Origin of the sequence: Synechococcus sp. Minos11 (assembly GCF_014279855.1) — a bacterium.
Lineage (GTDB): Bacteria > Cyanobacteriota > Cyanobacteriia > PCC-6307 > Cyanobiaceae > RCC307.
In genome coordinates this window covers 373,437-395,853 of the sequence record NZ_CP047953.1, presented here as the reverse complement: position 1 = coordinate 395,853, position 22,417 = coordinate 373,437, and the positions used below count along the sequence as shown (strand labels likewise).

The 22,417-nt window shown below is 61.9% G+C and carries 33 protein-coding genes and 1 rRNA gene; 20 read left to right on the top strand and 14 right to left on the bottom strand.

Annotated features, from left to right (window positions below; genetic code table 11):
• Positions 1–34: 34 nt before the first annotated feature.
• Entirely contained in the window at positions 35–2,185 is a 2,151-nt protein-coding gene (locus SynMINOS11_RS02080; RefSeq protein WP_255445449.1) for an AAA family ATPase, read from the top strand.
• A gap of 63 nt (positions 2,186–2,248) precedes the next feature.
• On the opposite strand, the gene SynMINOS11_RS02075 is transcribed toward SynMINOS11_RS02080, so the two are convergent.
• The 3 genes from SynMINOS11_RS02075 to SynMINOS11_RS02065 all read right to left on the bottom strand — a co-directional run bounded on the left by SynMINOS11_RS02075 (position 2,249) and on the right by SynMINOS11_RS02065 (position 4,168).
• Entirely contained in the window at positions 2,249–2,896 is a 648-nt protein-coding gene (locus SynMINOS11_RS02075; RefSeq protein ID WP_011934813.1) for an alpha/beta hydrolase, read from the bottom strand.
• A gap of 81 nt (positions 2,897–2,977) precedes the next feature.
• The gene (locus tag SynMINOS11_RS02070; protein WP_186549534.1) at positions 2,978–3,499 is read right to left on the bottom strand and encodes a hypothetical protein; all 522 of its coding nucleotides are present in this window, start codon (positions 3,497–3,499) and stop codon (positions 2,978–2,980) included.
• Positions 3,500–3,508: 9 nt separating this feature from the next.
• On the bottom strand, positions 3,509–4,168 hold the full coding sequence (locus SynMINOS11_RS02065; RefSeq protein ID WP_186549532.1) for a 4'-phosphopantetheinyl transferase family protein: 660 nt from the start codon (positions 4,166–4,168) through the stop codon (positions 3,509–3,511).
• On the opposite strand from SynMINOS11_RS02065, the gene bcp reads away from it, so the two are divergent.
• Positions 4,167–4,637, top strand: coding sequence for a thioredoxin-dependent thiol peroxidase (gene bcp, locus SynMINOS11_RS02060; protein ID WP_011934810.1), 471 nt, complete (start codon positions 4,167–4,169; stop codon positions 4,635–4,637). The genes SynMINOS11_RS02065 and bcp overlap by 2 nt on opposite strands.
• On the opposite strand, the gene SynMINOS11_RS02055 is transcribed toward bcp, so the two are convergent.
• On the bottom strand, positions 4,612–5,301 hold the full coding sequence (locus tag SynMINOS11_RS02055) for a type III pantothenate kinase (protein ID WP_186549531.1): 690 nt from the start codon (positions 5,299–5,301) through the stop codon (positions 4,612–4,614). The two genes, bcp and SynMINOS11_RS02055, sit on opposite strands and share 26 nt — an antisense overlap.
• A gap of 3 nt (positions 5,302–5,304) precedes the next feature.
• Positions 5,305–6,021 (bottom strand): phosphoadenylyl-sulfate reductase, encoded by a 717-nt coding sequence (locus tag SynMINOS11_RS02050; RefSeq protein WP_011934808.1) that lies wholly within the window; start codon positions 6,019–6,021, stop codon positions 5,305–5,307.
• Between the two features lie 81 nt (positions 6,022–6,102).
• On the opposite strand from SynMINOS11_RS02050, the gene SynMINOS11_RS02045 reads away from it, so the two are divergent.
• Entirely contained in the window at positions 6,103–7,233 is a 1,131-nt protein-coding gene (locus SynMINOS11_RS02045; RefSeq protein ID WP_186549530.1) for an NAD(P)/FAD-dependent oxidoreductase, read from the top strand.
• Entirely contained in the window at positions 7,230–7,880 is a 651-nt protein-coding gene (locus tag SynMINOS11_RS02040) for an HAD-IA family hydrolase (RefSeq protein WP_011934806.1), read from the top strand. Before SynMINOS11_RS02045 ends, SynMINOS11_RS02040 begins: the two co-directional genes overlap by 4 nt.
• Before the next feature lie 4 nt (positions 7,881–7,884).
• On the opposite strand, the gene SynMINOS11_RS02035 is transcribed toward SynMINOS11_RS02040, so the two are convergent.
• Positions 7,885–8,922 (bottom strand): glycosyltransferase family 4 protein, encoded by a 1,038-nt coding sequence (locus SynMINOS11_RS02035; protein ID WP_255445448.1) that lies wholly within the window; start codon positions 8,920–8,922, stop codon positions 7,885–7,887.
• Between the two features lie 80 nt (positions 8,923–9,002).
• On the opposite strand from SynMINOS11_RS02035, the gene SynMINOS11_RS02030 reads away from it, so the two are divergent.
• Both SynMINOS11_RS02030 and SynMINOS11_RS02025 read left to right on the top strand, forming a co-directional pair.
• Complete coding sequence (locus tag SynMINOS11_RS02030; protein ID WP_043737706.1) at positions 9,003–9,638, top strand: peroxiredoxin; 636 nt, start codon at positions 9,003–9,005, stop codon at positions 9,636–9,638.
• 2 nt (positions 9,639–9,640) lie between these two features.
• Positions 9,641–10,765, top strand: coding sequence for an anhydro-N-acetylmuramic acid kinase (locus tag SynMINOS11_RS02025; protein WP_011934803.1), 1,125 nt, complete (start codon positions 9,641–9,643; stop codon positions 10,763–10,765).
• On the opposite strand, the gene SynMINOS11_RS02020 is transcribed toward SynMINOS11_RS02025, so the two are convergent.
• A complete protein-coding gene (locus tag SynMINOS11_RS02020; protein ID WP_186549528.1) occupies positions 10,766–11,026 on the bottom strand; it encodes a ribbon-helix-helix domain-containing protein in 261 nt (86 codons plus the stop codon).
• 59 nt (positions 11,027–11,085) lie between these two features.
• Between SynMINOS11_RS02020 and SynMINOS11_RS02015 the strand changes: the two genes are divergently transcribed.
• The 3 genes from SynMINOS11_RS02015 to SynMINOS11_RS02005 all read left to right on the top strand — a co-directional run bounded on the left by SynMINOS11_RS02015 (position 11,086) and on the right by SynMINOS11_RS02005 (position 12,207).
• Positions 11,086–11,346, top strand: coding sequence for a hypothetical protein (locus SynMINOS11_RS02015; protein WP_255445447.1), 261 nt, complete (start codon positions 11,086–11,088; stop codon positions 11,344–11,346).
• 412 nt (positions 11,347–11,758) lie between these two features.
• Positions 11,759–11,950 carry a DUF2811 domain-containing protein gene (locus tag SynMINOS11_RS02010; protein ID WP_050815512.1) on the top strand — a complete coding sequence of 64 codons (192 nt, stop codon included), beginning with the start codon at positions 11,759–11,761 and terminating at the stop codon, positions 11,948–11,950.
• 23 nt (positions 11,951–11,973) lie between these two features.
• A complete protein-coding gene (locus SynMINOS11_RS02005; protein WP_011934799.1) occupies positions 11,974–12,207 on the top strand; it encodes a hypothetical protein in 234 nt (77 codons plus the stop codon).
• Here SynMINOS11_RS02005 and SynMINOS11_RS02000 read toward each other — a convergent pair.
• Positions 12,202–12,357, bottom strand: coding sequence for a hypothetical protein (locus tag SynMINOS11_RS02000; protein ID WP_011934798.1), 156 nt, complete (start codon positions 12,355–12,357; stop codon positions 12,202–12,204). The two genes, SynMINOS11_RS02005 and SynMINOS11_RS02000, sit on opposite strands and share 6 nt — an antisense overlap.
• Positions 12,358–12,439: 82 nt before the next feature.
• On the opposite strand from SynMINOS11_RS02000, the gene SynMINOS11_RS01995 reads away from it, so the two are divergent.
• The 3 genes from SynMINOS11_RS01995 to SynMINOS11_RS01985 all read left to right on the top strand — a co-directional run bounded on the left by SynMINOS11_RS01995 (position 12,440) and on the right by SynMINOS11_RS01985 (position 14,692).
• Entirely contained in the window at positions 12,440–14,167 is a 1,728-nt protein-coding gene (locus SynMINOS11_RS01995; protein WP_011934797.1) for an ABC transporter ATP-binding protein, read from the top strand.
• Positions 14,168–14,273: 106 nt separating this feature from the next.
• Positions 14,274–14,435: a hypothetical protein gene (locus SynMINOS11_RS01990; RefSeq protein WP_186549527.1), complete on the top strand. Its 162-nt coding sequence runs from the start codon at positions 14,274–14,276 to the stop codon at positions 14,433–14,435.
• Between the two features lie 71 nt (positions 14,436–14,506).
• Positions 14,507–14,692: a hypothetical protein gene (locus tag SynMINOS11_RS01985; protein ID WP_011934795.1), complete on the top strand. Its 186-nt coding sequence runs from the start codon at positions 14,507–14,509 to the stop codon at positions 14,690–14,692.
• Positions 14,693–14,843: 151 nt separating this feature from the next.
• Here SynMINOS11_RS01985 and SynMINOS11_RS01980 read toward each other — a convergent pair whose 3' ends face one another.
• On the bottom strand, positions 14,844–15,023 hold the full coding sequence (locus tag SynMINOS11_RS01980) for a hypothetical protein (protein ID WP_186549525.1): 180 nt from the start codon (positions 15,021–15,023) through the stop codon (positions 14,844–14,846).
• A 91-nt stretch (positions 15,024–15,114) separates the two neighbouring features.
• Positions 15,115–16,206 (bottom strand): trypsin-like peptidase domain-containing protein, encoded by a 1,092-nt coding sequence (locus SynMINOS11_RS01975; RefSeq protein WP_186549523.1) that lies wholly within the window; start codon positions 16,204–16,206, stop codon positions 15,115–15,117.
• A gap of 127 nt (positions 16,207–16,333) precedes the next feature.
• Between SynMINOS11_RS01975 and SynMINOS11_RS01970 the strand changes: the two genes are divergently transcribed.
• Together SynMINOS11_RS01970 and SynMINOS11_RS01965 are read left to right on the top strand one after the other, a co-directional pair.
• Positions 16,334–16,579, top strand: coding sequence for a DUF2973 domain-containing protein (locus SynMINOS11_RS01970; protein WP_186549521.1), 246 nt, complete (start codon positions 16,334–16,336; stop codon positions 16,577–16,579).
• A gap of 23 nt (positions 16,580–16,602) precedes the next feature.
• On the top strand, positions 16,603–17,007 hold the full coding sequence (locus SynMINOS11_RS01965) for a hypothetical protein (RefSeq protein WP_011934791.1): 405 nt from the start codon (positions 16,603–16,605) through the stop codon (positions 17,005–17,007).
• Between the two features lie 173 nt (positions 17,008–17,180).
• Here the strand turns inward: SynMINOS11_RS01965 and SynMINOS11_RS01960 are convergent, their stop codons facing one another.
• Positions 17,181–17,480: a SemiSWEET family sugar transporter gene (locus tag SynMINOS11_RS01960; protein ID WP_011934790.1), complete on the bottom strand. Its 300-nt coding sequence runs from the start codon at positions 17,478–17,480 to the stop codon at positions 17,181–17,183.
• A complete protein-coding gene (locus SynMINOS11_RS01955) occupies positions 17,477–18,274 on the bottom strand; it encodes an HAD family hydrolase (RefSeq protein WP_050815437.1) in 798 nt (265 codons plus the stop codon). The genes SynMINOS11_RS01960 and SynMINOS11_RS01955 overlap by 4 nt, the downstream gene beginning before the upstream one ends.
• Before the next feature lie 141 nt (positions 18,275–18,415).
• Here SynMINOS11_RS01955 and SynMINOS11_RS01950 point away from each other — a divergent pair, with 141 nt between their 5' ends.
• From SynMINOS11_RS01950 to SynMINOS11_RS01925, 6 genes are all read left to right on the top strand, one after another.
• Positions 18,416–18,562 carry a chlorophyll a/b-binding protein gene (locus tag SynMINOS11_RS01950; protein WP_011934788.1) on the top strand — a complete coding sequence of 49 codons (147 nt, stop codon included), beginning with the start codon at positions 18,416–18,418 and terminating at the stop codon, positions 18,560–18,562.
• 84 nt (positions 18,563–18,646) lie between these two features.
• Positions 18,647–18,820, top strand: coding sequence for a hypothetical protein (locus SynMINOS11_RS01945; protein WP_011934787.1), 174 nt, complete (start codon positions 18,647–18,649; stop codon positions 18,818–18,820).
• Positions 18,820–19,974 carry an exodeoxyribonuclease VII large subunit gene (gene xseA / locus SynMINOS11_RS01940; protein ID WP_186549520.1) on the top strand — a complete coding sequence of 385 codons (1,155 nt, stop codon included), beginning with the start codon at positions 18,820–18,822 and terminating at the stop codon, positions 19,972–19,974. Before SynMINOS11_RS01945 ends, xseA begins: the two co-directional genes overlap by 1 nt.
• Entirely contained in the window at positions 19,974–20,231 is a 258-nt protein-coding gene (gene xseB, locus SynMINOS11_RS01935) for an exodeoxyribonuclease VII small subunit (protein ID WP_186549518.1), read from the top strand. The genes xseA and xseB overlap by 1 nt, the downstream gene beginning before the upstream one ends.
• The gene (locus SynMINOS11_RS01930; protein WP_186549516.1) at positions 20,228–20,578 is read left to right on the top strand and encodes a DUF2834 domain-containing protein; all 351 of its coding nucleotides are present in this window, start codon (positions 20,228–20,230) and stop codon (positions 20,576–20,578) included. Before xseB ends, SynMINOS11_RS01930 begins: the two co-directional genes overlap by 4 nt.
• Positions 20,579–20,600: 22 nt before the next feature.
• The gene (locus tag SynMINOS11_RS01925) at positions 20,601–21,278 is read left to right on the top strand and encodes a hypothetical protein (RefSeq protein ID WP_043736496.1); all 678 of its coding nucleotides are present in this window, start codon (positions 20,601–20,603) and stop codon (positions 21,276–21,278) included.
• On the opposite strand, the gene SynMINOS11_RS01920 is transcribed toward SynMINOS11_RS01925, so the two are convergent.
• On the bottom strand, positions 21,275–22,207 hold the full coding sequence (locus SynMINOS11_RS01920; protein ID WP_186549514.1) for a YihY/virulence factor BrkB family protein: 933 nt from the start codon (positions 22,205–22,207) through the stop codon (positions 21,275–21,277). The genes SynMINOS11_RS01925 and SynMINOS11_RS01920 overlap by 4 nt on opposite strands.
• Positions 22,208–22,271: 64 nt before the next feature.
• Positions 22,272–22,388: ribosomal RNA gene (gene rrf, locus SynMINOS11_RS01915) — 5S ribosomal RNA — on the bottom strand.
• Positions 22,389–22,417 lie beyond the last annotated feature (29 nt).

The window sequence follows — 22,417 nt, the reverse complement described above, 5'->3', positions numbered from 1 at the left end:
GGCGCAGCAGAGTGGCTCCATCCACTTGTGGTTCATGGACCTGTTCGGCCACCACGCCGATCAACAGCTGCAGCAACAAGCCCCGCTCGCGGAGCGACTGCGGCCGCGCAGCCTTGATGAGTTCATTGGCCAAGACGCCATCCTGGGGCCAGGCCGCCTGCTACGCCGTGCGATCGCAGCCGATCGGCTCGGCAGCTTGATCCTGCATGGCCCGCCGGGCACGGGGAAGACCACCCTGGCGCGGATCATCGCCAACACCACCCGCTGCCACTTCAGCAGCCTCAACGCCGTGCTAGCAGGCATCAAGGACCTGCGCGCGGAAGTGGAGCAAGCGCAGGAGCGCCTCGGCCGCCATGGCCTGCGCACCCTGCTGTTCATCGATGAAGTGCATCGCTTCAACACCAGTCAGCAAGACGCCCTACTGCCCTGGGTGGAAAACGGGACCGTCACCTTGATCGGAGCCACCACCGAGAACCCCTTCTTTGAGGTGAACAAGGCCTTGGTGAGCCGCTCGCGCCTATTTCGACTGCAATCGCTTGATCAAGCCGCGCTGCACCAGGTCCTCGATCGTGCCCTCAGCGATCGCACCCATGGCTACGGCGAACGCTCGATCCAACTGGATGCTGAGGCCAGAGCCCATCTGGTGGAGGTGGCTGGTGGTGATGCCCGCAGCTTGCTAAATGCCCTGGAACTCGCCGTTGAAACCACTGATGCCAATGCTTCAGGAGCGATTCAGATCACCTTGGCGGTGGCTGAGGAGTCGATCCAACAACAAGCCGTTCTCTACGACAAGCAAGGGGATGCCCATTTCGACACCATCAGCGCCTTCATCAAATCGATTCGCGGCAGTGACCCCGATGCCGCCCTGTTTTGGCTGGCACGCATGGTGGAAGCCGGGGAAGATCCGCGTTTCATCTTCCGGCGTCTGCTGATTTCAGCTGGGGAAGATATCGGCCTGGCTGATCCCCAGGGGATCGTTGTGGTGGAGGCCTGCGCTGCAGCCTTTGATCGGATTGGCCTGCCGGAAGGTCTTTATCCGTTGGTGCAAGCGACTCTGTATCTCGCCGGTGCCAGCAAGAGCAACAGCGCCCTGGGGTTTTTTGATGCGGTCAAGCAGCTGCGCCAAGAAAAAGCGCAGCAGATTCCCAAGCATCTGCGCGATGCCAACCGTGATGGCTCAGCCTTCGGCGATGGCGTGGGGTATCGCTACCCGCACGCCTATGCCGACCACTGGGTGGCGCAGCAATACCTCCCCAATGCATTGCAGGGGCAGGTGTTTTATCAACCTGGGAGCCTGGGCTGGGAAGGTGAGCGCCGCCAGCAACTACTCACGCACAGGGCCGCCCAGCTCGCGGCGGCCGTGGAATGGGATAGCCAACAGGGAGAGCCACTCAGCAGTGGCCCCGATGACCCTGCGGTGGAACGCTGGCTTCAGCGCCAACTGGCTTTAGAAGAAGGACGGCTGGTGAGGCTGCAGCAACGCTTTTGGCATGCCATTGGCTTGCAGCGGCACCACAACGTGCTCGTCATGGGCAGCCGCAGCCTGCTATGGGCCTTACCCGCCCTAAGCGGAACACCCGAAGGCGGCGTCACCCTGCAGCTTGAGAGCAGCGCCGACATCGAGCGCATCAAGGCCCAGCTGCAAGTGCTGGACCCGTTGCAGCAACCTGCCCTAATCGAAGCACCAGCCCATGCCGTTGAGGGCTTGGGGGAACAGCGTTTCGAACTGCTGATTGGCCGCAACCTGCTGCAGGGAGCCAATCACCGGGCCCTCAAGGCGTGGGTGAAGCAATTGGAGACGTTGCTCTACGACAACGCCGAAATCCATCTGATGAGCAGCCAGCCGCAAGCTGGGCCTGCTGAATTGCTGAATTCAGACCACCCTCCCCTGGTCGAAGTCGAGCAGGGCTGGCTGGCGAAACGCCAACCGCTCGAACAGCTGCAGCAGCTGCTAGCCGCTGCGAACTGGAGCGTGACAAAGGAACAGTGGACTGATCAGGTCAGCCTGCAGGTGGATTCAGGCCTGATCACGCGCTGGTTCTCCAAGCAAGCCACCTACCGGCAAGCCATGGAGGGACAACTTGGCGTTCAAGCCATCAAGGCTCTCAAGGAGAGCTATCAAAAGCGCATTGGCACCGAGCTGCGCCAAACCATCAGCCATCAACACCTGGTTGCACGGCGCTAAGCCATGAAAAAACCCCCGCCAATGGCGGGGGTTTGAAGAAGAACCTTGCGGTTGATCAGCTGATCACCAGAGGCCGCGCACAGGACGGGCGGCAACTTTGTCCTTGATCTGGTTGGCCTGCACGCAAGCGGGCAGGAACACATACCAGGAGAGCAGGGAGGTGCACTGCTGGTCGCCTTGGCACTTGCCCTTGGCGCAGACGTTCTGAGCACCATCGAAAGTGCCGCAGGTGTCAGCCAGGCGCATGTCCACGGGCAGCATCTTCATGATGCCGGCAGAGGACAGCTTGCCGTCGACGGAGTCGAGGACGATGGCAGAGCGAAGAGCCTGAACGGCGGTCTTCTTCATGCCCCAGTAGGGGAAGTAGCTCTTGGTTTGGTTCTCGAGGAACTTGTAGCCCTTCTTGGAGTACAGGAAGCGGGCAACGTAGACAACGTTGACCTTGTACTGCTTGGAGAGACCCTTAGCGATCTCTTCAGCGGTCCAGCCGGAGTTGTTGACACCGGCGGCCAGGGCACGGTTGGTGCTGGAGGTGATTTCACCACCGCTCTTCAGGAACTTCTGGAAGTCCTTGAGCTTGGTGGTGTACACGGCGCCACCGCTGTTCCAACGAACAGTGGAGCGAGTGTTGATTTCTGCCTGAACGGGAAGAACAGCCAGGGAGGAAAGAGCAGCGCCGGCAGCGAGGCCAGCAGAGATGCGCTTCAGCATGAGAGCGAGGCGGACACGTCACTCAAAAACTTAGCCACGGGGTAAAAAACCGCCAACAAGATTGGCGAGTCTCTGATTGTTTTAATTAATCGGCTCTGGTTGTGGTTCTCCAGACGACGTCAATAGGGGGTCGTTAATCACAAGCCAACCCTCCGGACAATCGAGACGTCGGCCGCGCAACACAAACGCACCCGGCTCCCCTTGGCCGCGGCACACCACACCGCGAGCGCGCGTTCCGGCGCGCACCACCTCAGCGACATAACGCTCATTGACCCGCTTGGGATCGAGCACCAAGCGCGCCCGGTCATCACCCACCGTGAGGGTTGATTCCATCGTCTCGGGGATCTCCACCCCCAAGACATCCAGATAAGGGGTGAAACCGCCCCAGTAGTGGCGCGTGATCTGCCCGCCCACAAATCGCGTCATTTGTGAGGCCGCCTCTTGCCGAGCTTCCAACAACGCTTCCTGGGCTTCGAGATCGGAGAGCTGCGTATCGGAACCCGAACGGGCCAACAACGGCGGCATCAACGGCAAACGCACCAAGCCACACACCCCAAGCAGGGTGAGCAGCACGATCATGCTGAGCCGTAGGGGTTGAACCATGGGCGGACCTTAGCCGCCTTCCTCAAGCGCTACAGCGGGCATCGCACCACCACTCCAGCCCAGCCACCAGCTGCGCTGCTTCAGGTGATGGCGCTGGGCCACAACATCGACGTTGTGCTGATCACCGCGATGCACAGCTCGACCTTGCTCCAATTGCCATGACCAGCGCCCCATTTCCACGGCGATGCTGCTGCAGCGGCGTTTGGTCAATGCCTCCAGCGCCACCCAGCGCTGCAACACCGCATCAGCCAAGGCAGCAGGCGGAGGCTCCCCAGGGCAAAGACGCCGCCACAAAGAGTCCGCTCGAATCGGGCGATCTGCAGGTTCAAGATCCACCCCCACAGGCTGAGGCGACCAACCCAAGAGCAGCTGCTCGCCGCTGTGGCTCCAACTCACATACCCCCAGCCAGCGGCGAGCTGGGGATAGTGGGCCGGTGGTGCCAGCAACGGCACAGCCTCTGGAGTGCAGCCCAGCCAAGCAGCAAGCTGCTGGCGCACCACAGCGCGGGTTTGCCAAAAGATCAGGCGCCGGCGCTGCGGTAACGCTTCCCCCCAGGCCAGCTCTTGGGCGCTGAGTAGCGATGCCAACCGATCGTCAGAGCAGCCCGGCAGGAGACCGCACCAGAGCTGCGGCTGCTTAGGCTCGCTCCCCGATTGCATTGCAGCCATGGCCCTTCAAATCGGTGACCCCGCGCCTGATTTCACGCTCCCAGATCAGGACGGCCAACCCGTTGCTCTCAAAGATCTGCGCGGTCAGCGGGTGGTGATCTACTTCTATCCCAAGGACGACACCCCCGGCTGCACCAAGGAAGCCTGCAACTTCCGCGATCAGTGGGACAGCTTCAAAAGCCATGGCATCAAGGTTTTGGGCATCAGCAAAGACAACGCCAAAAGCCACGCCAAGTTCATTGATAAGTACACCCTGCCCTTCACCCTGCTCAGCGACAGCGAGCCCTGCCCGGTAGCCGAGTCCTACGAGAGCTATGGACTCAAAAAGTTCATGGGCCGCGAATACATGGGCATGATGCGCCACACCTTTGTGATCGATGCCGACGGCAAGCTCGAGAAGATCTACAAAAAGGTGAAAGCCGCCACCATGGCCGATGACATCCTCAAGGATCTTGAGCTGGCCGGCTAAGCGCCACCAACGCCGCTAAAGCCAGGTCTTCATCGTGGTGAGGCTGCAGGCCTTGGGCCTGCAGTAAGGGCATCAAGACGGGGGCATCACCACCGGTGAGCCACAGCTGCCACGGCCACGGCGGCTGGGGTCTGTCGTGAAAGGCCAAAGCAATCGCTGCAGCCAGCCCTCGTACCACACCACTGGCCATGGCCTCGGAAGTTTGCGTGGCCCAGAGCGGTCCAGCCGCCTCCACCGGCTCCAGCTGCGGCAGATCTGCGGTGCCCTGATGTAGCGCCTGCAATTGCAAGCGCCCGCCAGCCATCAGCCGCCCCCCCAAGAAACAACCGGCGGCATCCACCAGCGTCAGGCTCAAGGCCGTGCCGGCATCAGCCACCAGCACAGGTTGGCGGCACTGCTGCCAAGCGCCCCAAGCCGCCAGGGCGCGATCCACGCCCAAGGTCGGGGGAAGGTTGGCCAAGGGGACATCAGAGGTGAGCAGGCGCTGCGGCTGCCAGCGCTCGAGGTCCGTTGGCACAGGCCCCACAGCAGCCCAGGCTTCCGGAGCCTGCTGCAGCTGCTTGAGGCCAGCGGCCGCACTGGTGTGCCAGAGCTGAAGCGACTGATCAGGCGCCAGAGCAGCCCAATGCCAGCGGCTGTTGCCAATCAGCAGCCAACGCCGCATCGCTCAAATCCCGGCGCCTTCCACCAAAGGTTCCGGCAGATGCAAGCCACACTCCTGATGGCGACCGCCAAAGCGGCTAGCCCGACCCAAACCATCGTCGGGTGCACTGGAGTGCCAGTCACCCACGGTGCTGTAGCCCTGCTCGAACAGGGGATGTTGAGGCAGCTCGTGTTTCTCCATGTAGTAGTAGACGTCGCGCCGGGTCCAGCGCAGCAGCGGCCGCAAACTCCAACGTCCGCGCAAACGCTCAAGCGGCCGCATGGCGGCGCGGTTATCGGTTTGACCAGCCCGCACACCGCTAGCCCAGCAGCTCACCTCAGCAGCATCCAAGGCCTGATCCAAGGGCTCCACCTTGCGCAGCCGGTGGTAGGTCACCAGGTCGTCGGGGTTTTCGCTCTCCCAAAGCCGGCCGAGCAGCGCTTCCATGCGAGCTGGGCTCAACTCAGGCTGCACCACCTTGAGATTCAGCTTGAGGCGCTGCGTTAAATCCGCGGCGTATTGGTAGGTCTCAGGGAACAGATACCCCGTATCAATCCAGTAGACGGGCACATCTGGCGCCACAGCCACCAACAGATGCAGCAAAACGGCTGACTGGGTGCCAAAGCTGGTGGTGACAGCAAAGCCGCTGCCGAAATGATCATTGGCCCAGCGCAATTGCTCAGGGGCCTCAAGCGCCTCCAGCTCAGCCTGGGTGGCTTCCAGATCCTGAACCAGCTGCACCGCAGACCCTCCCCAGCTCTAGACAGCCTGCCGCATCACCCGGCTCTGGCCTCTTAGCCTCGCCCCAGTTCCGAGCAAACGGTGACCTCTCCCATCGTGATCGTGGGTGGCGGATTCGCCGGCCTCTACACCGCCCTGGAGCTGGCGCGGCGCCCCGGACATCCGCCCTTGCTGCTGGTGGAACCGCGAGATCGCTTCGTCTTTCTGCCATTCCTTTACGAGCGCCTCAGCGGCGAATTGCCGCTCTGGCAAATGGCTCCCCGCTACGACGCCCTCCTCGCTGGCCATGGCATTGGCTGGCAACGTGATCGGGTGACGGCGGTGGAGCCAGGCTCCTGCCAAGTGGTGCTGGAGAGCGGTCAACGCTTGGGCTATAGCCAGCTGGTGATCGCCACCGGCGCCAAGCCCGACAGCTTTGGCATCCCAGGGGTTGAAGAGCATGCCCTGCGCTTCCACAGCCTGGAGGATGTTGAAGCCCTGCAGGCGCAACTGCCCGCCATGCGCAATCGGGTGGCCATCGTTGGCGCTGGCCCCAGCGGCGTTGAACTGGCTTGCAAGTTGGCCGACCTGCTGCGCGGCCAAGCCAACGTCGAGCTGATTGAACGCGGTGAGCGCTGCTTGCCCCAGGCCAAGGCCTTCAACCGCAGCCAAGCCGAACTGGCCTTGCAGCAACGCGATGTGCGCCTGCGCTGCCAATGCGGGGTGAAAGCCGTTCAACCCGGAGAGCTAACGCTCCAAGACGCCCAAGGCCAAAGCAGCAGCTTGGCGGTGGACGCCGTGGTGTGGACAGCGGGCCAGCGCACCGCTCTGCCCAGCGGAACCTTGGCCACCGACGGTCGCGGCCGCTTGCGCTGCAACGCCAGCCTGCAGCTGGAGAGTGATCCACGCATCTTCAGCCTTGGCGATACCGCGGCCATCCCCCATGACCCCGAACTTCCAGCCACGGCCCAAGTGGCGTTTCAGCAGTCCCAGCTCCTAGCCCGCAACCTGCTGCTGGCCCGTGAGAACCAACCCCTCGAGGAGTTCAAGTGGAAAGATCTCGGAGAAATGCTGAGCTTGGGTGTGGGTGATGCCACCCTCACGGGCATGGGGCTGACCTTGGCCGGATCCTCCGCCTATCAGCTCCGCCGCTGGACCTACCTCACTCGCTTGCCAGGGTGCCGTTTACCGCTTCAGGTGGCGGCGGGCTGGCTGAGCGCCCCTCGCCCATGACTCAAGCCAAGGCCCTCCTGCTCGATGCGATGGGGACCTTGATCGGCTTGCGCCAATCGGTGGGCACCCTCTACAGCGCAGCGGCAGCCGACTACGGCTTGGACCTGGAAGCTGAAGCCCTCGATCGCGCCTTCGCGCAGGCCTACAGCCAAGCCCCTCCGCTGGCGTTCCCAGGAGTTGCCCCCGCTCATCTGGAGCAAGCCGAACGGTCCTGGTGGCAGCAGCGGATTGAAGCCACCTTCAAGGCCGTGGGCGTCAAGCAGCTTCCGATTGGCCTGGCCGGTGAGCTGTTTGATCGCTTCGCGCAACCCGAGCCATGGGCGGTCTATGCCGAGGTGCCTGATGCCTTGGAGCGCTGGCGCCAAAGCGGGCTGGCTTTGATGGTGGTCAGCAACTTCGATCGCCGTTTGCACGGCTTACTCGAGCGTCTTGGCCTGCGTGATGCCGTTGATGGCGTGCTGGTCTCCAGCGAAGCCGGAGCCGCCAAACCCGATCCCGCCCTGTTGGAGGCAGCCCTCGGCCAAGTGCCCTGCAGCGCTGAGCAAGCCCTGCTGATTGGCGATAGCGGCGCCGATGAGCAGGCGGCTGCAGCGGCCGGCATGCGCTGTTTGCGCTTGCAGCGCCCCAGCGGTCTGCTGGTGCCCTAAGCGCTCAGGGGCACAAGGCCTGCAAACGCTGCTTCAAATCGGCCCCAGTTTGCGCCCAACTAAAGCCAGCCGCCCGCAACGGCCCCTGCTGGGCCAACTGCTGTTGCAGCGCACTCGACTGCAAAAAGTCGTCGATAGCCGCAGCCATTTGCGCTGAAGACATCGGATCAAGGGGAACGGCCACCTCTCCCACCACTTCCGGTAAAGCACCAGCCGTGGAGGCCAACACCGGCGTGCCGCAAGCCATCGCTTCGAGGGCTGGCAAACCAAATCCCTCCCAGAGGCTCGGCATCACCAAGGCGCGGGCCCGATTCAGCAACTCCAAGCGCTCGTCGTTGCTCACCCAAGCGGTCCAGCGGCAACGCGAGGCGATACCCAGCTCCTGGGCTAGCGCCTGAAGTTTGTGTGTGTAGCGGCGATCGTGGGGCCCCACAAAGTGAATGCGGTGCTCGCGATCGCGCAGCGCTGCCACCGCCTTCAACAGCCGGCGCAGGTTTTTGTGGGGGTCATGGCGGCCGAGCACCAGCAATTCCGCTTCGCGCTGATAGCCCAAAGGGCGAAGCTGTCCTGGGTTGAAGCCCAACTTCAAGACGGACAAGCGGCGTGTTGGCACGCCAATGCGGCCATGCACCTCCCGGGCCGTCGCCTCGGAATTGCAGAGCACGTGGCGAGCGCGGCGCAGCACCAGCGGCACATAGGCCAGGTGGTAAGCCAGCAGCGGCGTCAGCTGCGGGTACCGCAGCGGCAGCAGGTCATGGGCCAGCACCACCGAAGGCACGCCTGCCAACAGGGGGGCTTCCGGCAATGGCGATAACAACAGCGGCGCGCCACTAGCCCGCCACAGCTTCGGAAGCTGCCTCTGGGTCCACCACAGACGCCGGCCATGGCCCGCGCTGCCCTGATCGGGCGCCATGCCTTGGGGCCACACGGCTGGCACCTGCTCAGGACCCAAGGCGGCGGCCAAATCCCTCGCCACAACGCCAATCCCCGTGGGCCGCTCTCCGACATAGCTGCCGTTAAAAAGAGCGAGGGGAGTTTGCATGAGCGTTACGGTCTCACAGTGGGTCATGGCCTGCGGCGCAGGGCATGTGCCACGATCAAAAAGACACTTTGTCCACAGTCATGGCGCTCCAGCTTGGGGACACCGTTCCCAATTTCACCCAGGACTCCCAGCAGGGTCCGATCAATTTCTACGACTATGCCGGCGATAGCTGGGTGGTTCTGTTCTCACACCCCGCTGATTACACCCCGGTTTGCACCACGGAGCTCGGTGCCGTCGCCAAGCTGCGAGCCGAATGGGATAAGCGCAACGTCAAAACCATTGCCCTGAGCGTTGACTCTGCTGAGAGCCACAAGGGCTGGATTGGCGATATCAACGAAACCCAGTGCACGGTCGTTGATTACCCGATCCTCGCGGATGAGGACAAAACCGTGAGCGATCTCTACGGGATGATTCACCCGAAGGCGCTCAACAACCTCACGGTGCGCTCGGTGTTCGTGATCGACCCAGCCAAGAAGCTGCGATTGCAGATCACCTATCCCGCCAGCACCGGCCGCAACTTCGATGAAATCCTGCGGGTCATCGATTCGCTGCAGCTCACCGACCACCACCAGGTGGCCACTCCAGTGAACTGGAAAGACGGTGAAGACTGCGTGGTGGTGCCCTCCATCCCCACCGATGAGGCCCGCAACAAGTTCCCCAAAGGCGTCACCGAAGTCCGCCCGTATCTGCGCATGACTCCCCAGCCCAACCGCTGAGGATGGGCGCCACGGTGCTGGGGCTGATGAGTGGCACCAGCGCCGATGGCGTCGATGCTGTGTTGGCCCGTTTTGATGGCGCCCCCAGGCAACCGTCCTGGCGCGTCATCAATGCCATCCATCACCCCTACCCCCTGCCCTTGCGTCAGCAGCTGCTGGATGCGGGGCAGGGGGTTTTGTTATCGGCAGCGCAGTGGCTTGAGCTGCGCCAAGCGGTGAGCGAAGCCCAAGCGGCCTGCGCCGCCGCGGCCGACCCCCAACACCAAGCCAGCCTGGTGGGCTGCCACGGACAAACCCTTTGGCATCAACCGCCCCACGCCGGCCAATGCGGCGCCAGCTGGCAATTGCTGGATGCCTGCTTGCTGGCCGAGAGGCTGCAGCGCACGGTGGTGAGCGACTTCCGCAGCGCTGATTTGGCGCGGGGCGGCCAAGGGGCACCCCTGGTTCCCCTGACCGATGCGGCCCTCTATCCAGCCGAAGGCGGCTGGCGGGCCCTGCTGAACTTGGGCGGGATCGCCAATCTGACCCTGCTGCCACCGGGGCAAGGCCGCGATCAGCAGCCCGTTCAGGGCTGGGACTGCGGGCCCGCCAACACCCTGCTAGATCTCGCAGCTGAGCACTTCAGCGGCGGCAGCAGCCACTTTGATGAGGGCGGACGCTGGGCGCTGCAAGGGCAGGTGCACGAAGCCTTGGTGCAGCGCTGGCTGCAGGAGCCGTTCTTTCAACAGTCGCCGCCCAAATCAACCGGCCGCGAACTCTTCGGCCGCCCTGACCTGCAGCGGCGCCTAGAGGAGCTGGGGGAGAGCATCAACCCAGCCGATGCCCTGGCCACCTTGGCGGCCTTGAGCGCAGCGGCGGTGGCGGCTGATTTGCAGCGGGGGCCTGCGGTGGTTGAGATGCTGGTTGCCGGGGGCGGCTGCCGCAACCAAGCCCTGATGCAACAACTCAGATCACGCTGCCGCGGCCTATGGGTGCGCAGCTTTGAAAGCTTGGGGCTCAACCCCCAACACCGCGAGGCCCTGGCCTTTGCCCTGCTGGCCTGGTGGCGGCAGCTGGGACTGCCGGGAAGCGCCCCATCGATCACAGGAGCGCGAGCGGGCCTGCTGGGGCAAGTGGCCGAGCCCTAATTAGCCGCCGCGCAAACGAATCCGCCGCAGCCGGCCCTGACGCAGACGGGGCTGCACCTGCTGCTGACGCTCGAGTTGATGGCGCACGCCGCCCTGCAAGCGATCGAGGCCTTGCTGAATCAAGACCTTGGCCATGTTGCTGACCGTGCGGCTGTCCTGGTCTGCCGCCACCGCCAGGCGCTCGAGAAGCGCTTCTGGCAACACCACCTGAATACGCGGCGACTTGGCGCGGCCACTGCTGGAGGTCTGACGGGTCGCCACGGCCTTAGGCACACACGGTCACACACACAAGTGTACTGAGATCGCCACGGATAGTATCCATGCGTATGCTGATGGAACCGGCAATCCCCGCCATGGCCGCCTCCGCTGACAAGAGCGATGTGCTCGTCTCCGCTGTGATGAGTACCTATTTGCTGACCCATCTCCACCACGTGTTGCAGCGGGCGGAATTCAGCGCCGCGCGCGAGGGCAGGCCAGCGATGGCAAGGAATTACGCCAAGCTGCGCAAGGTGCTTTGCCTCGATGCACGCACCATGCGGGACGCCTCCGCCATGGAGATCTCCGAAGACTGGGCGGCCTGAGATTCCGCACCCAATTCAGCACTGATCAGCAGCACTAATCGTTTTTAGCTTTCCCCAGCGGGGAGCACTTTTCCCAAACCAAGCTGAAGGTTTTCCACAGCCCAACGGGTCAAACCCCCGCCGCAACGGCTGAACTGGGGAAACACCCAATGTGTTCCCGTTCTCACTTGACAGTGTTGCGTCATACATCTGGCGCCATAGCCAAACCGAAGCGCCAGCAAGCCAAGCCAGTTGCAGCAGTCAATCTCGGCCATGGGACTCATGCGACCACCTCAGCGGGCCCGCTTTGACGAATCGGCCATCTCGTGGCGAACTAGTGCACCCAGCGCACAACACCTCCATGCTTTCCGCCGCCGTTGCCAGCGCCACCCAGCCAATCGCTTTACAGGCGGAGTGCACCGGTAGTGAGCAGATGGTGAGCTTCCAGACCCCCCTGCCCGGCAACCTCGCCCAGGCCATGAGCCAGTTCATCGAGGCCCATCCGCAGTGGGATCAATACCGCCTGATGCAAGCCGCGCTGGCCGGCTTTTTGCTGCAGCAGGGCGTCCAGCAACGCGACCTCACACGCCGTTACGTCAGCAGCATGTTTGGTCGCCGGGTCTAGCTTGAAAAAAAGCGTTCTGCCCTATGGGTTTTGAGCAGGCCCAAGCCCTCTACGACATCGTGCGCAGCGATGCCCAGCTGACCCGATCCCTCTTTCGCCAGGCCCTGCAGGACCCCCAGGGCACCTTGGATCAATTGGTCGCCATTGCCGAAGCCAAGGGGCTGAGCGTCAGCCGCCAAGAGATCCGCGATTACCTCAACGACAGTGCCGACGATGCAACCCGGCAGTGGCTGATCAAAGCCCGCGGTGGCCTATGAGTCGGCGGAGCGCTCCTGGGGAACCGGTGTGGTGAGCGGCTCTCGCTGACTGCCCCCGCCTTGGGCCCAACTGAAGAACAGCCAATAGCTCACAACGGCCAGACCGGCTGTCACCACCAAGGCCATGACCGCTTCCAAGCGCTTGAGCATCACCGTGCGGGTGCCAGCACAGCCTTCAGTTTGACCTGCCGCACGCTTGGTATGGTCCTGCCGGTCCCATGCTTAAGACCGGGTGCTGCGGCTGGAGCGCGTTGGCAAGATCTACCCCACCGGGGAGGTGCTTCGCGACGTCACCTGGGAGGTCAAAAGCGGAGACCGCATCGGTCTGGTGGGCGTCAACGGCGCCGGCAAATCAACCCAACTGCGGATCATTGCGGGCTTAGAAGAGCCCAGCAGCGGCCAAGTGGTCCGGCAGGGCGACCCTCGCATCGTCTTCCTGCAGCAGGAATTTGATGTCGATGTGCGCCGCACGGTGCGAGAAGAGCTGTTTCAGGCCTTTGGCGAGGCGGCCGAGGTGCGCAACCGCCAAGGGCACGTGGAGCAGGCGATGGCCAGCGAACGAGCCGCGGAAGACCCCGACTATCTGCAAGAACTGATCGAGGACTTGGGGCGACTGCAGACCCGCTTTGAGGGGCTGCATGGCTACGAGCTGGATGCTCGCATCGACAAGCTGCTGCCCACGATCGGCTTCAACGAGGCCAAAGCTGAGCGCCTCGTTGGCGACTACTCAGGCGGCTGGCAAATGCGGATCGCCCTGGGCAAGATCCTGCTGCAGGAGCCCGATCTGCTGCTGCTCGATGAGCCCACCAACCACCTCGACATGGCCACGATTGAGTGGTTGGAGGGCTATCTCACCGAGATCAATGTGCCGCTGGTGGTGATCAGCCACGACCGCACGTTCCTCGATCGGGTGTGCAATCAGATCGTCGAAACCGAGCGCGGGATCTCACGCAGCTACCTCGGCAACTACAGCCAGCACCTTGAGCAAAAAGTGCTGGAGCGGGAAGCCAGCCAGTCGGCCTTTGATCGGCAGCAGAAAGAACTCGCCGCGCAGCAGGCCTACATCGACCGCTTCCGGGCCAGTGCCACCCGCTCCACACAAGCCAAAAGCCGCGAGAAATTGCTCGACAAGGTGGAGCGCATTGATGCCCCAGTGGAATCGCTCGGGGGGCCGCAATTTCAATTCCCACCGGCGCCGCGCTCAGGTCGTCAGATCGCACTGATCGACAACCTCACGCACCACTACGACGACAACATCTTATTTCTCGAGGCCAACCTCGAGGTGGAGCGGGGCGACCGCATTGCCTTTGTTGGCCCCAATGGGGCCGGGAAATCCACTCTGTTGCGGTTGGTGATGGGGCTGGAGCAGCCCAGTGAAGGGTCGGCTCGCCTCGGGGAGCACAACGTGGAGGCCGGCTACTTCGAGCAGAACCAAGCCGAGGCTCTGGATCTCGAGAAAACCGTGATCGACACGCTGTTCGAGGCGGTTCCCGACTGGACCCAAACGCAGGTGCGCTCGCTCTTGGGCAGCTTCTGCTTCAGCAATGACGCGGTGTTCAAGCAAGTGGGCCAGCTGAGCGGCGGCGAAAAAGCCCGCCTCGCCCTGGCACTGATGTTGCTAACCCCCTGCAATCTGCTGGTGCTCGATGAGCCCACCAACCACCTCGATATTCCAGCCAAACAGATGCTGGAAGACGCCTTGATGCAATACGAGGGGGCCGCACTGCTGGTCAGCCACGACCGCACCTTCATCGCCCGCGTGGCCAACCGCATCGTGGAACTCCGCGATGGTGAGCTGGTGCTCTACCGCGGCGATTACGCCTACTACCTAGAGAAGAAAGAAGAGGAGGCAGCTCTGCTGCGCCAGGCCGAGGAAGACGAAGCACGGGAAGCCAAGCGAGCCGCCAACCGGGCCAAGCAAAAGTCCAAAGCGGAGAGCCGGCGCAAACGTCCCACCTGAGGGGCCGCCGACAAACAACTTCACAGCTTTGTAGGCAGGAAGACTCAACTTTCTGGACCTCTCTTTTCGGTGTGCATACGCTGACGGGATGCGTTGAGGTTGCTGGATGAGCTGCTCTTACATCCCCGGGTCAGGCGAGCACGAGCAGACCTGGGATGCCGTTGAAACCTATTTCCAGTGCATCACCGAATGCTCCTTGGATGACGGTGAATGCGTCACCCGTTGCGTGGAAGATCTGCGCATCAGTGATGGTTCCGAAACCGACTAGCAGCAGATGTAGCCCTTACTACGCAAGCATCTGAAACAGTTTTTAAGGTTTGTGGCATCTAAACGGATGCCATGGATTCCGCCGCCGCCCTCAGCCTTGGCCAACGCTTTGAGCTGGAACGGATGAATCGCGCTATCGACGCCGAAATGGATCCCACTGCCGTGCGCGGCATTGCCAAGCAGCTGCTGCAGGCCTGGCAAAGCCAACGGGCCGCATCCCGCTGGCTGCTCAGCCAGCAGAGTGATCAGCAGAGTTGAACCACGGGCAGCCTTGAACGAGCCAGCGACCTCGAGCTACGCCGACCAGGAACTGGGCGAGCGACCGCTTGACCTTTGGGATCCAGCGCAACGGATAGAAAGCGTGCGCGACGACGACCTCAATGACATACCTGACCTCCCATGGGAGTGATCAACCAAGCTGCGCCGGCACGGTCAACAACTGATCAGGCTGGCCCAAACCACGGAATTCCTGCAGCAACGCCTCAGCCTCCAATACAAGCCCTTCCTCCAGCAGCTGAGCGCGGCGAGCTGCCAGCCAGCTGCGGTTGCCCTGCAGAGATAGAGCCAAAGCCAGTCGCTGCCTTGCCACAAACGTGGAATCGATTGGTCTCATTGTGAGACGAATTGAGCTGGGGGCCTTGACAAACGGACAGCGATCACGCCGGCCTATGGACTCTGGGTCAACTGGCCATGCTGGCCATCTCCACCGGCACCACCTCCAGAGTGCGGCGCTGACCATCACGCAGCAGCTCAAGGCTGAGGGGCTTGCCAACCCCTGAGAGCTCCATACGAGCCAGGAATTGCGCCGGATCACGCACTGCTTCGCCGCCAACGCTCAGCACCAGATCGCCGGGCCGCACCCCCGCGCGAGCGGCTGGGCCGTTGGGCATCACGGAGTTCACCCGCACCCCCTTGGGCTCAGCGGAGAGAGCCAGACCAACCAGAGCATGGCTGGCTTTGCCATTGCGGATCAGCTGATCGGCAATCGATCGCGCCCGGTTGATCGGAATCGAGAAGCCCAAGCCGGCGCCAGGGCCAGTGCGCACCAAGGCATTAATCCCCACCACCTCACCATCGGCATTCAGCAGCGGCCCGCCGGAATTCCCGGGATTGATCGCGGCATCGGTCTGAATCAAATCAAGGCGCTTGTCGGTGATCCCGAGCTTGGTGGCGTTGCGGTTGGTGCTGCTGATGATCCCCAAGGTGACGGTGTTGTCCAGACCAAATGGGTTCCCCACCGCGATGGCCCAGTCCCCCACCTCCACCGCATCGGAATCGCCCAATGGCGCCACAGGCAGAGGCTCTGAAGCGGCCACGCGAACAACTGCCAGATCGGTGACGGGATCAGCCCCGATGACCGAGCCTTCCATCGTGCGGCCATCCACCAGAACCACCGTGACCCTTGAGGCCCCCTCGACCACATGGGCATTGGTGAGGATTAAGCCATCAGCCTCAAAGATCACCCCCGTGCCCTGACCGCGTTCAGTGCGTTGGCTTGGCCGCGGCGCGGGCATGGCGCCACCGGAGCCACCAAAGAACTGACGAAACAACGGATCCATCAAGAACACCGGCGGAATTCCGCCTGGTGCGCTGGCGCTGGTGATGGTGCGCTCGGTGTCGATGCGCACCACCGCGGGCCCGGCCTGACGGACGGCCTCTGCCACAAAGGACTGGCGATTGGTGGTTGAAACGGGCAAACGGGCTGGCGCCTGAGCTGCTGTTCCGATCACCAAAGCCGTGGAGAGGGCAAGCAGCGGCAACTGGCGGCGCATGAATCGGGGCAAAAGACTCGTCAAACCGTATCGACGGTTGACCGCTCAGGCCCCTCTGGCAACGCACCAAGATGTGACTGGTTGTGCCAGTGACCGGGCTGATCTCGCACAATGAAACAACTGATCAATGGCTGAAGGCCTTTTGACCCAACTGTTCCCACTGCTCTACCTCACCTGTCTGGGGCTGCTGCTCTGGCAGGCTTTTCGGGTGATGGGGCGCGGCTTTAGTGCGGCGCAGAAATCAGTACAGCCGCCGGCCAACGTGCACCCCGAGCTCTTGGATGCCAACGGCCAAATCACCGAAGAGGAACTCCTAACGGTGCGCTTTGAGGCTGAGCCCAGTGCCGACGGGTCCGATGATCACGCAAGCTAGGAAGACAAGGGACCTCAGTTCAGATGCAGGCAGGAGCTCGCCAAGCCGATCCACGCACCCGAGTGGTGCTCGCTGTTCTTAAGGCCGTCAAGTTGCCTCCTCGCTTTCGCCTGAAGCTGGTCAAAGATGACCCCGTGCGCCTGGAGCTCACACTGACGCCGGCCTACGGCAAAGACCCCATCCTGGTGGGCATCGTGGAATCCCAGGATCTGGTGGCCCGCCGCGACCGCGAAGGGCGCATCCCCCGTGATCTACAAGGAACCTGGGATTGGACGGTGCGCCACGGCAAGGTGTCGACCGGCGGCTGGAACCCCTACCTCAAAGAAGCCCTGCAAACCATGTTTGAAACAGGGCTCCCGGCGATTGTTTACGAAGAAACCACCGGCGAGGCGTATCACCCAGTGGATGGCACGCGCCACGTGCGCTGACGCGCTGAAATGTTGCGCATTCCAACCATTTGAAACGGGGTGCGAACAGCTACGGCGCCAGCCAACCAAGAGCGCTACAACGGAATCATTGCGACCTTTAGGTTCTCTTTATGTTTTCCGTCGCTGCTGGTGGAGGCTTAATTCGCCTCCTTGCCGCTTTGGGCCTCCTGAGCTCAGCGGTTTTCGCCCTGGCGTTGTCGATTGCCGGCTGAAGACAGGCTCGCCCTCACTTTTCTCTCCAAGACCGCTGCTGCTGGAAGCAGCGTCACAACATTGGCCCAAAACACGGGCCAGTCTTGAACCCACAATCCATAGACCGCCCAGGCACTGACGCCTGAGGTGAAGAGCAAGTACATCCGCAGCGAGATCCCTGCGGTTTCATTGGTCCGCAAGGTTTTCAAGGCTTGCGGGAAAAAACTGCTGGTGGTGAGGGCTGCTGCCGTAAAGCCCAACCACTGGGCGCTGTCGCTCACGAGGCCCCTTGAGCCAGCAGCCCGCCAAAGCCGAAATGCTCCAGGCCTTCGAGGATGCCGCTGCAACCAGCGCCGTTGGCCAGATAAGTATTGGGCAGTTGGGGCAGCCACTCCAGCAGGGGAGCTTCGGCGTTGCCCACCATCACACCGGCATAACCGGTCTGAAAAAGACCCAAATCATTGAGGGTGTCCCCTGCCACGACCACAGGCACCTGCTGTAACTCCAGCAACTCCAGCACGCGTTGCAGCGTCGAACCCTTGTTCACCCCTGGGGGCAGAACGTCGAGGTAGCGGCCATCGGAGAACACACAATCCACACCCACCTGGCGCAGACGTTGCATCAGGCCTGGATCCATCAGCTCTGGATCGGCATCAAAGGCATGGCGCCGTTCCGCGCACACTGGCTGGGGGGACAACCCCGGCTGCCCTTGGGTCAGCGCCAACACCTGCTCAGCGAATGGTTGCCACTGACGTTCGATGTCATCAACCACCAACGGCACCAGCTCGAGGCTGTCGCCGCAAGCCACCGTGCAGCCCACATCACTGATCACCAGGTGGGGCTGCCTGAGCAGAGCATGCTCAGGCGCCTGAAACAGCTCAGCCACTGAACTGCGTTCACGGCCCGTGGCAAAGATGTGCAGCACCTGCTCACGGCAATCACTCAGCCAGCGATAAAGGCGTCGCCGATCCGCTGGCTCGCCGGCCAGCAAGGTGCCATCGAGATCGGTGACGAGCACTAGCTCAGGAGCACTCGGCAAGGGCGCCTGGACTTGAGCCTGAAACTGTGCCCGCATCAATGGCCTTGCCAAACCCTGCCTCAGTAGGCCCAGGCGGCCAACCTGTCAATGCCGGTCAATCGCATCTTTTGTTGCCTACAGCACTTTCAACAAAGCTCAATCATTCGTTACACTTGGCAAAGACAACACCTTTAAGCCATGTCCGAAACCAACGCCTCCCGCTTCGGCTTCGTGAACTTCGCTGAAACCTGGAATGGCCGCCTGGCCATGATGGGTTTCGTCATCGGTCTGGGCACCGAACTGCTGACCGGCCAGGGCATCCTGTCCCAGCTGGGCCTCGGCTGAAGCTTCTAGAAGTCACCAAAGAAGGGGGGCCACGGCCCCCCTTTTTTTGTGCCCTTTTAAGGTGATCGTTGATCGGCCTGCTGCGTGAAGCTGTTTGTTGACAATCGCCGCGACGGCTCGCGCCTGTTGAGCAGTGCCCTGGCCTTCAGCTTCGTGGGTCTGATCCGGATCGACACCAGCTGGGGACGCGTGTTGTTTGTTGCCGCTGGCGCCTTGAGCCTGTGGTGGTGGCTCTGCTACCGCAAGCTCACCCACTAATGGAGCTGCCCGCTTACAGCGTTAGCGAGCTCAATGAAGCCATTGGTGTGTTGCTGGAGCGGGGCTTTGCTCCTCGCTTTTTGGTCGATGGTGCCGTTGTTAAACCCGTTCTGAAAAAAGGCCATCTCTGGTTCAGCCTCAGCGATGGAGATGCCTCCATCCAAGCTGTGGCTTGGGCCTCAACGGTGGCCCGGCTCAGCTTTCGCCCCAACGATGGCGACGGCGTTCGCGTCGTTGGCAAGCTGAATTTTTGGGGTGCACGCGCCAGCTTGAGCGTGCAAGCCCTCGACATCCGCCCCAGCCTCTCGACGGTGCTGCGCCGCTTTGAGCAGGTGAAACAGCAGCTCGAGAGTGAAGGCTTGCTGGATCCAGCCCTGAGGCGTCCGCTACCGCAACGGCCAAGCTGCATTGCCATCCTCACTAGCGTTCCCAGCTCAGCACTGGCCGATCTGCTGCGCACCGCCAAACAGCGCTGGCCCGCCTGCAACCTGCGGGTGGTGCCGATCCCCGTGCAAGGCGATGTGGAAAAGCGCATCTGCGCGGTGTTTGATCAGCTGGAAACCCAGTGGCAACCGCTCGGCATTGAAGCGGTGGTGCTCGCCAGAGGCGGAGGCAGCCGCGAAGACCTCAGCGTCTTTGACGGCGAAGACTTGGCCCGGGCCCTATTGCGCTGCCCGGTGCCCGTGGTGAGTGGCATCGGCCACGAAGACGATGTGACGATCGCTGATCTCGCCGCTGACTACCGGGCTGCCACTCCCACCGCCGCCATGGTGGCGCTGCTGCCCGATCGCCAGCAGGAGCAACAGCTGCTGGAGGAGCGCGGACGCCATTGGCGCAGCAGCATCCAACACCGGTTGGAGCAGGAGCTGAGACAGTGGGACCCAGAATTGAGGCAAGACCAGCGGCGTGCTCTGCTGCAGCGAAACCTGGAAAGACGGCAATGGCAGTTGCACAGTCAGCGGCAATTGCTCGCGGCGCTCTCGCCCCAACGCTTGCTGCAACGGGGCTACTGCTTGCTGCGCAGCAGCGAAGGCCAGCTGCTGCGTGATGGCAGCACACTCAGCGCAGGCGATGCCGTCGAAGCCCAACTGCATCAGGGCGTTCTGTCGTTAACGGTGCAGACGTGGCAACCTGAAACCAGTGAGGTGAGCTGATGGCAGCCAAAGCCAAGCGCCAAGCCGATCAAGGCCTCAAAGACCTCAGCTACAGCCAAGCGCAGGAGCAGCTTGAACAGGCCTTAGCGCAGCTGCAATCAGACACTCTGCCCTTGGAGGAGTTGCCCCAGCTGTACGCCCAAGCCGTGGCACTCGAGAACCATTGCCGCCAAAAACTGGAGCAGGTGAGCCAAGACATTCAAAAACTTGATCCCGATGGCATCAGCCTGAGTGCTTGGTCAGAGGAGGCAGGATGAACGGCAGCCAAGGCAGACAACTGATCTATCTGCTGCTGACCGTCAGCGGCACGGTGCTGACGCAACGGGCCAATTGGCAATTCATCCAAGAGAACGGCGGCTTTGCCTTAGGCGAATTCATTGCCCAAGCCGGAGCCACCGCGGCCGGGCAATCCCTGAGCTGGGATTTGGTGATTGGGGCCACCGCCGGTGTGATGGCGATGATTGTGGAGGGGCGCAGGCTGCAGATGCGCCATCTGCAATGGCCGGTGCTGGCCTCCATGCTGATTGCCTTTGCCGCCGGTGCTCCGCTGTTTTTGCTGATGCGGGAGCGCCACCTGCAGCAACTTGAAGACGCCAATGGCTAGGAGCAGGCCTGCACCGAATCTGATGGCAGAACTGCTGGATCTACCAGTGGTGTCAGCGGGTCTGCGCACCGCGCAGAGCCAAGGGGTGCACTGGGGCCGGCAATTACTGGAGCAACACGCGGACCTGGGGCGTGATGGGATGGTTGAGCACGCCATTCGCCGGGCCATGTGGCGCACCGCCGGGACTGGAGCGCTGGCGGGGCTTGGTGGGGTGTTGACCCTGCCAGCTGGCGGCGGAGATTTGCTCTATTTCCTCTACGCCGAAATTGAGCTGTCGGCAGCCATTTTCACAGTCTTTGGCGTCGAGCTCGACGACGAACAGCACCGGCCGATTTTGCTGGCGGCAGCCATGGGCTTGGGCGTCAATGAAATGGTGCGATTGATTGGCAGCCGTCTTGGTGAGCGCGCTGCTCGCCAGTTGCTGCTTCAGCTCTCCAGAGAAGCCAGCCAGATGCTGCAACGGCTGGTGGGGCAGCGGCTAGTCACCCATTTGGCGCGCCGCGGCTGGCTCGGCCTGGGGCGGCTGGTTCCGCTCACCGGTGCGTTGGTGGGCGGAAGTTTAAATGCCGTGTTAATTCGAACCGCTGGCGAAGCCATGCGGCACACGGCACGGGAATACAAACGCTTTCTCGATGACCATGGACGCGTTGACCCAGTCGATGTTGTTGTTCTTGATATCAACGCAGATACTGCGGGCTAGAGATCAGCCTCAGCTGATTGGGCATCATTCGCTAACAACAACTGCGGCTGGCGGCGCTGCGTCAACGCAACGGTCCAAGCCATCCCGAAATACAAAATCAGGCCCAATAGCCAAATCCAAAGCGTGAGAAGAATAATTCCGCCAACGAGGCCATAGGCCAAAAAGCGGGAGCCAGCCCAGACCAAAGCCCTTCCCAGTAGTGGGTTCACCAAGGTGAGACCCGTGGCCACCAGCAAGGAACCTTGCCACAGCAAGCCCAGCCTGGGCCGGCGACTGGGCAAATAAGAAAACAACAGCACGGTGGCAATCACCACACCCAACCAACTACCAAGCACCGAAATCAAGGTGCGGGCAGGCACCTCCCAGGGCTGCGGCAACCAGGGAGATAATGAACCCAAACTCGACCACATCGACGACCAAAGCAGACGAAATGGCGTGGTGATTTGGTTAATTAACAGCACCAATGCCAGTAGCAAAGCAGCCCCAATGGCCTTGAGGCGTTGAAAGAACCAGCGACGAAGATGCCAATGCCAAGCTTGATCACCAGCATTAGGCAACCCCAATCCATACCAAAGACGATCAGCCCCACGCTGCAACGACAACGTGGCGTTACTGGCACTAAAAATTAAGACCAAACCACCAATCTGCTCAGCCACCTGACCCTGATTCACCAAACGCTGCAAGATTCCTTCCATCACTTCCAAGCCACCAGGCGGTAAAACACCAGCGGCTACGGCCAGTAATTGATCACTCGCACCATCAACTTGCCCGAATAAACGTGCCCCAACACCCAGGCACACCAACAAAAAAGGGAAAAAAGATTGGAGACTATGGAACGCAAAAGCTGCACTCAGATCAACACAGCCATGGCGATTCCACACCTGGCAAGCAAGCTGTAATTGATGTCTGGCGCGTTGAAGCAAGCTCATGCGAATAGACACAAAAAAAGCCACCCCGTCACGGGATGGCTTTGATGAAGTAAAGGAAATTTTTACCTGGCATTGAGCTATTTTCACGGGGGGCCACCCCCCAACTATCGTCGCCGCTGCAGCGTTTCACAACCGAGTTCGAGATGGATCGGTGTGGGACCACTGCGCCATGAACACCAGGATAGAAATTCCCAGGAAGAACCCTGAGAA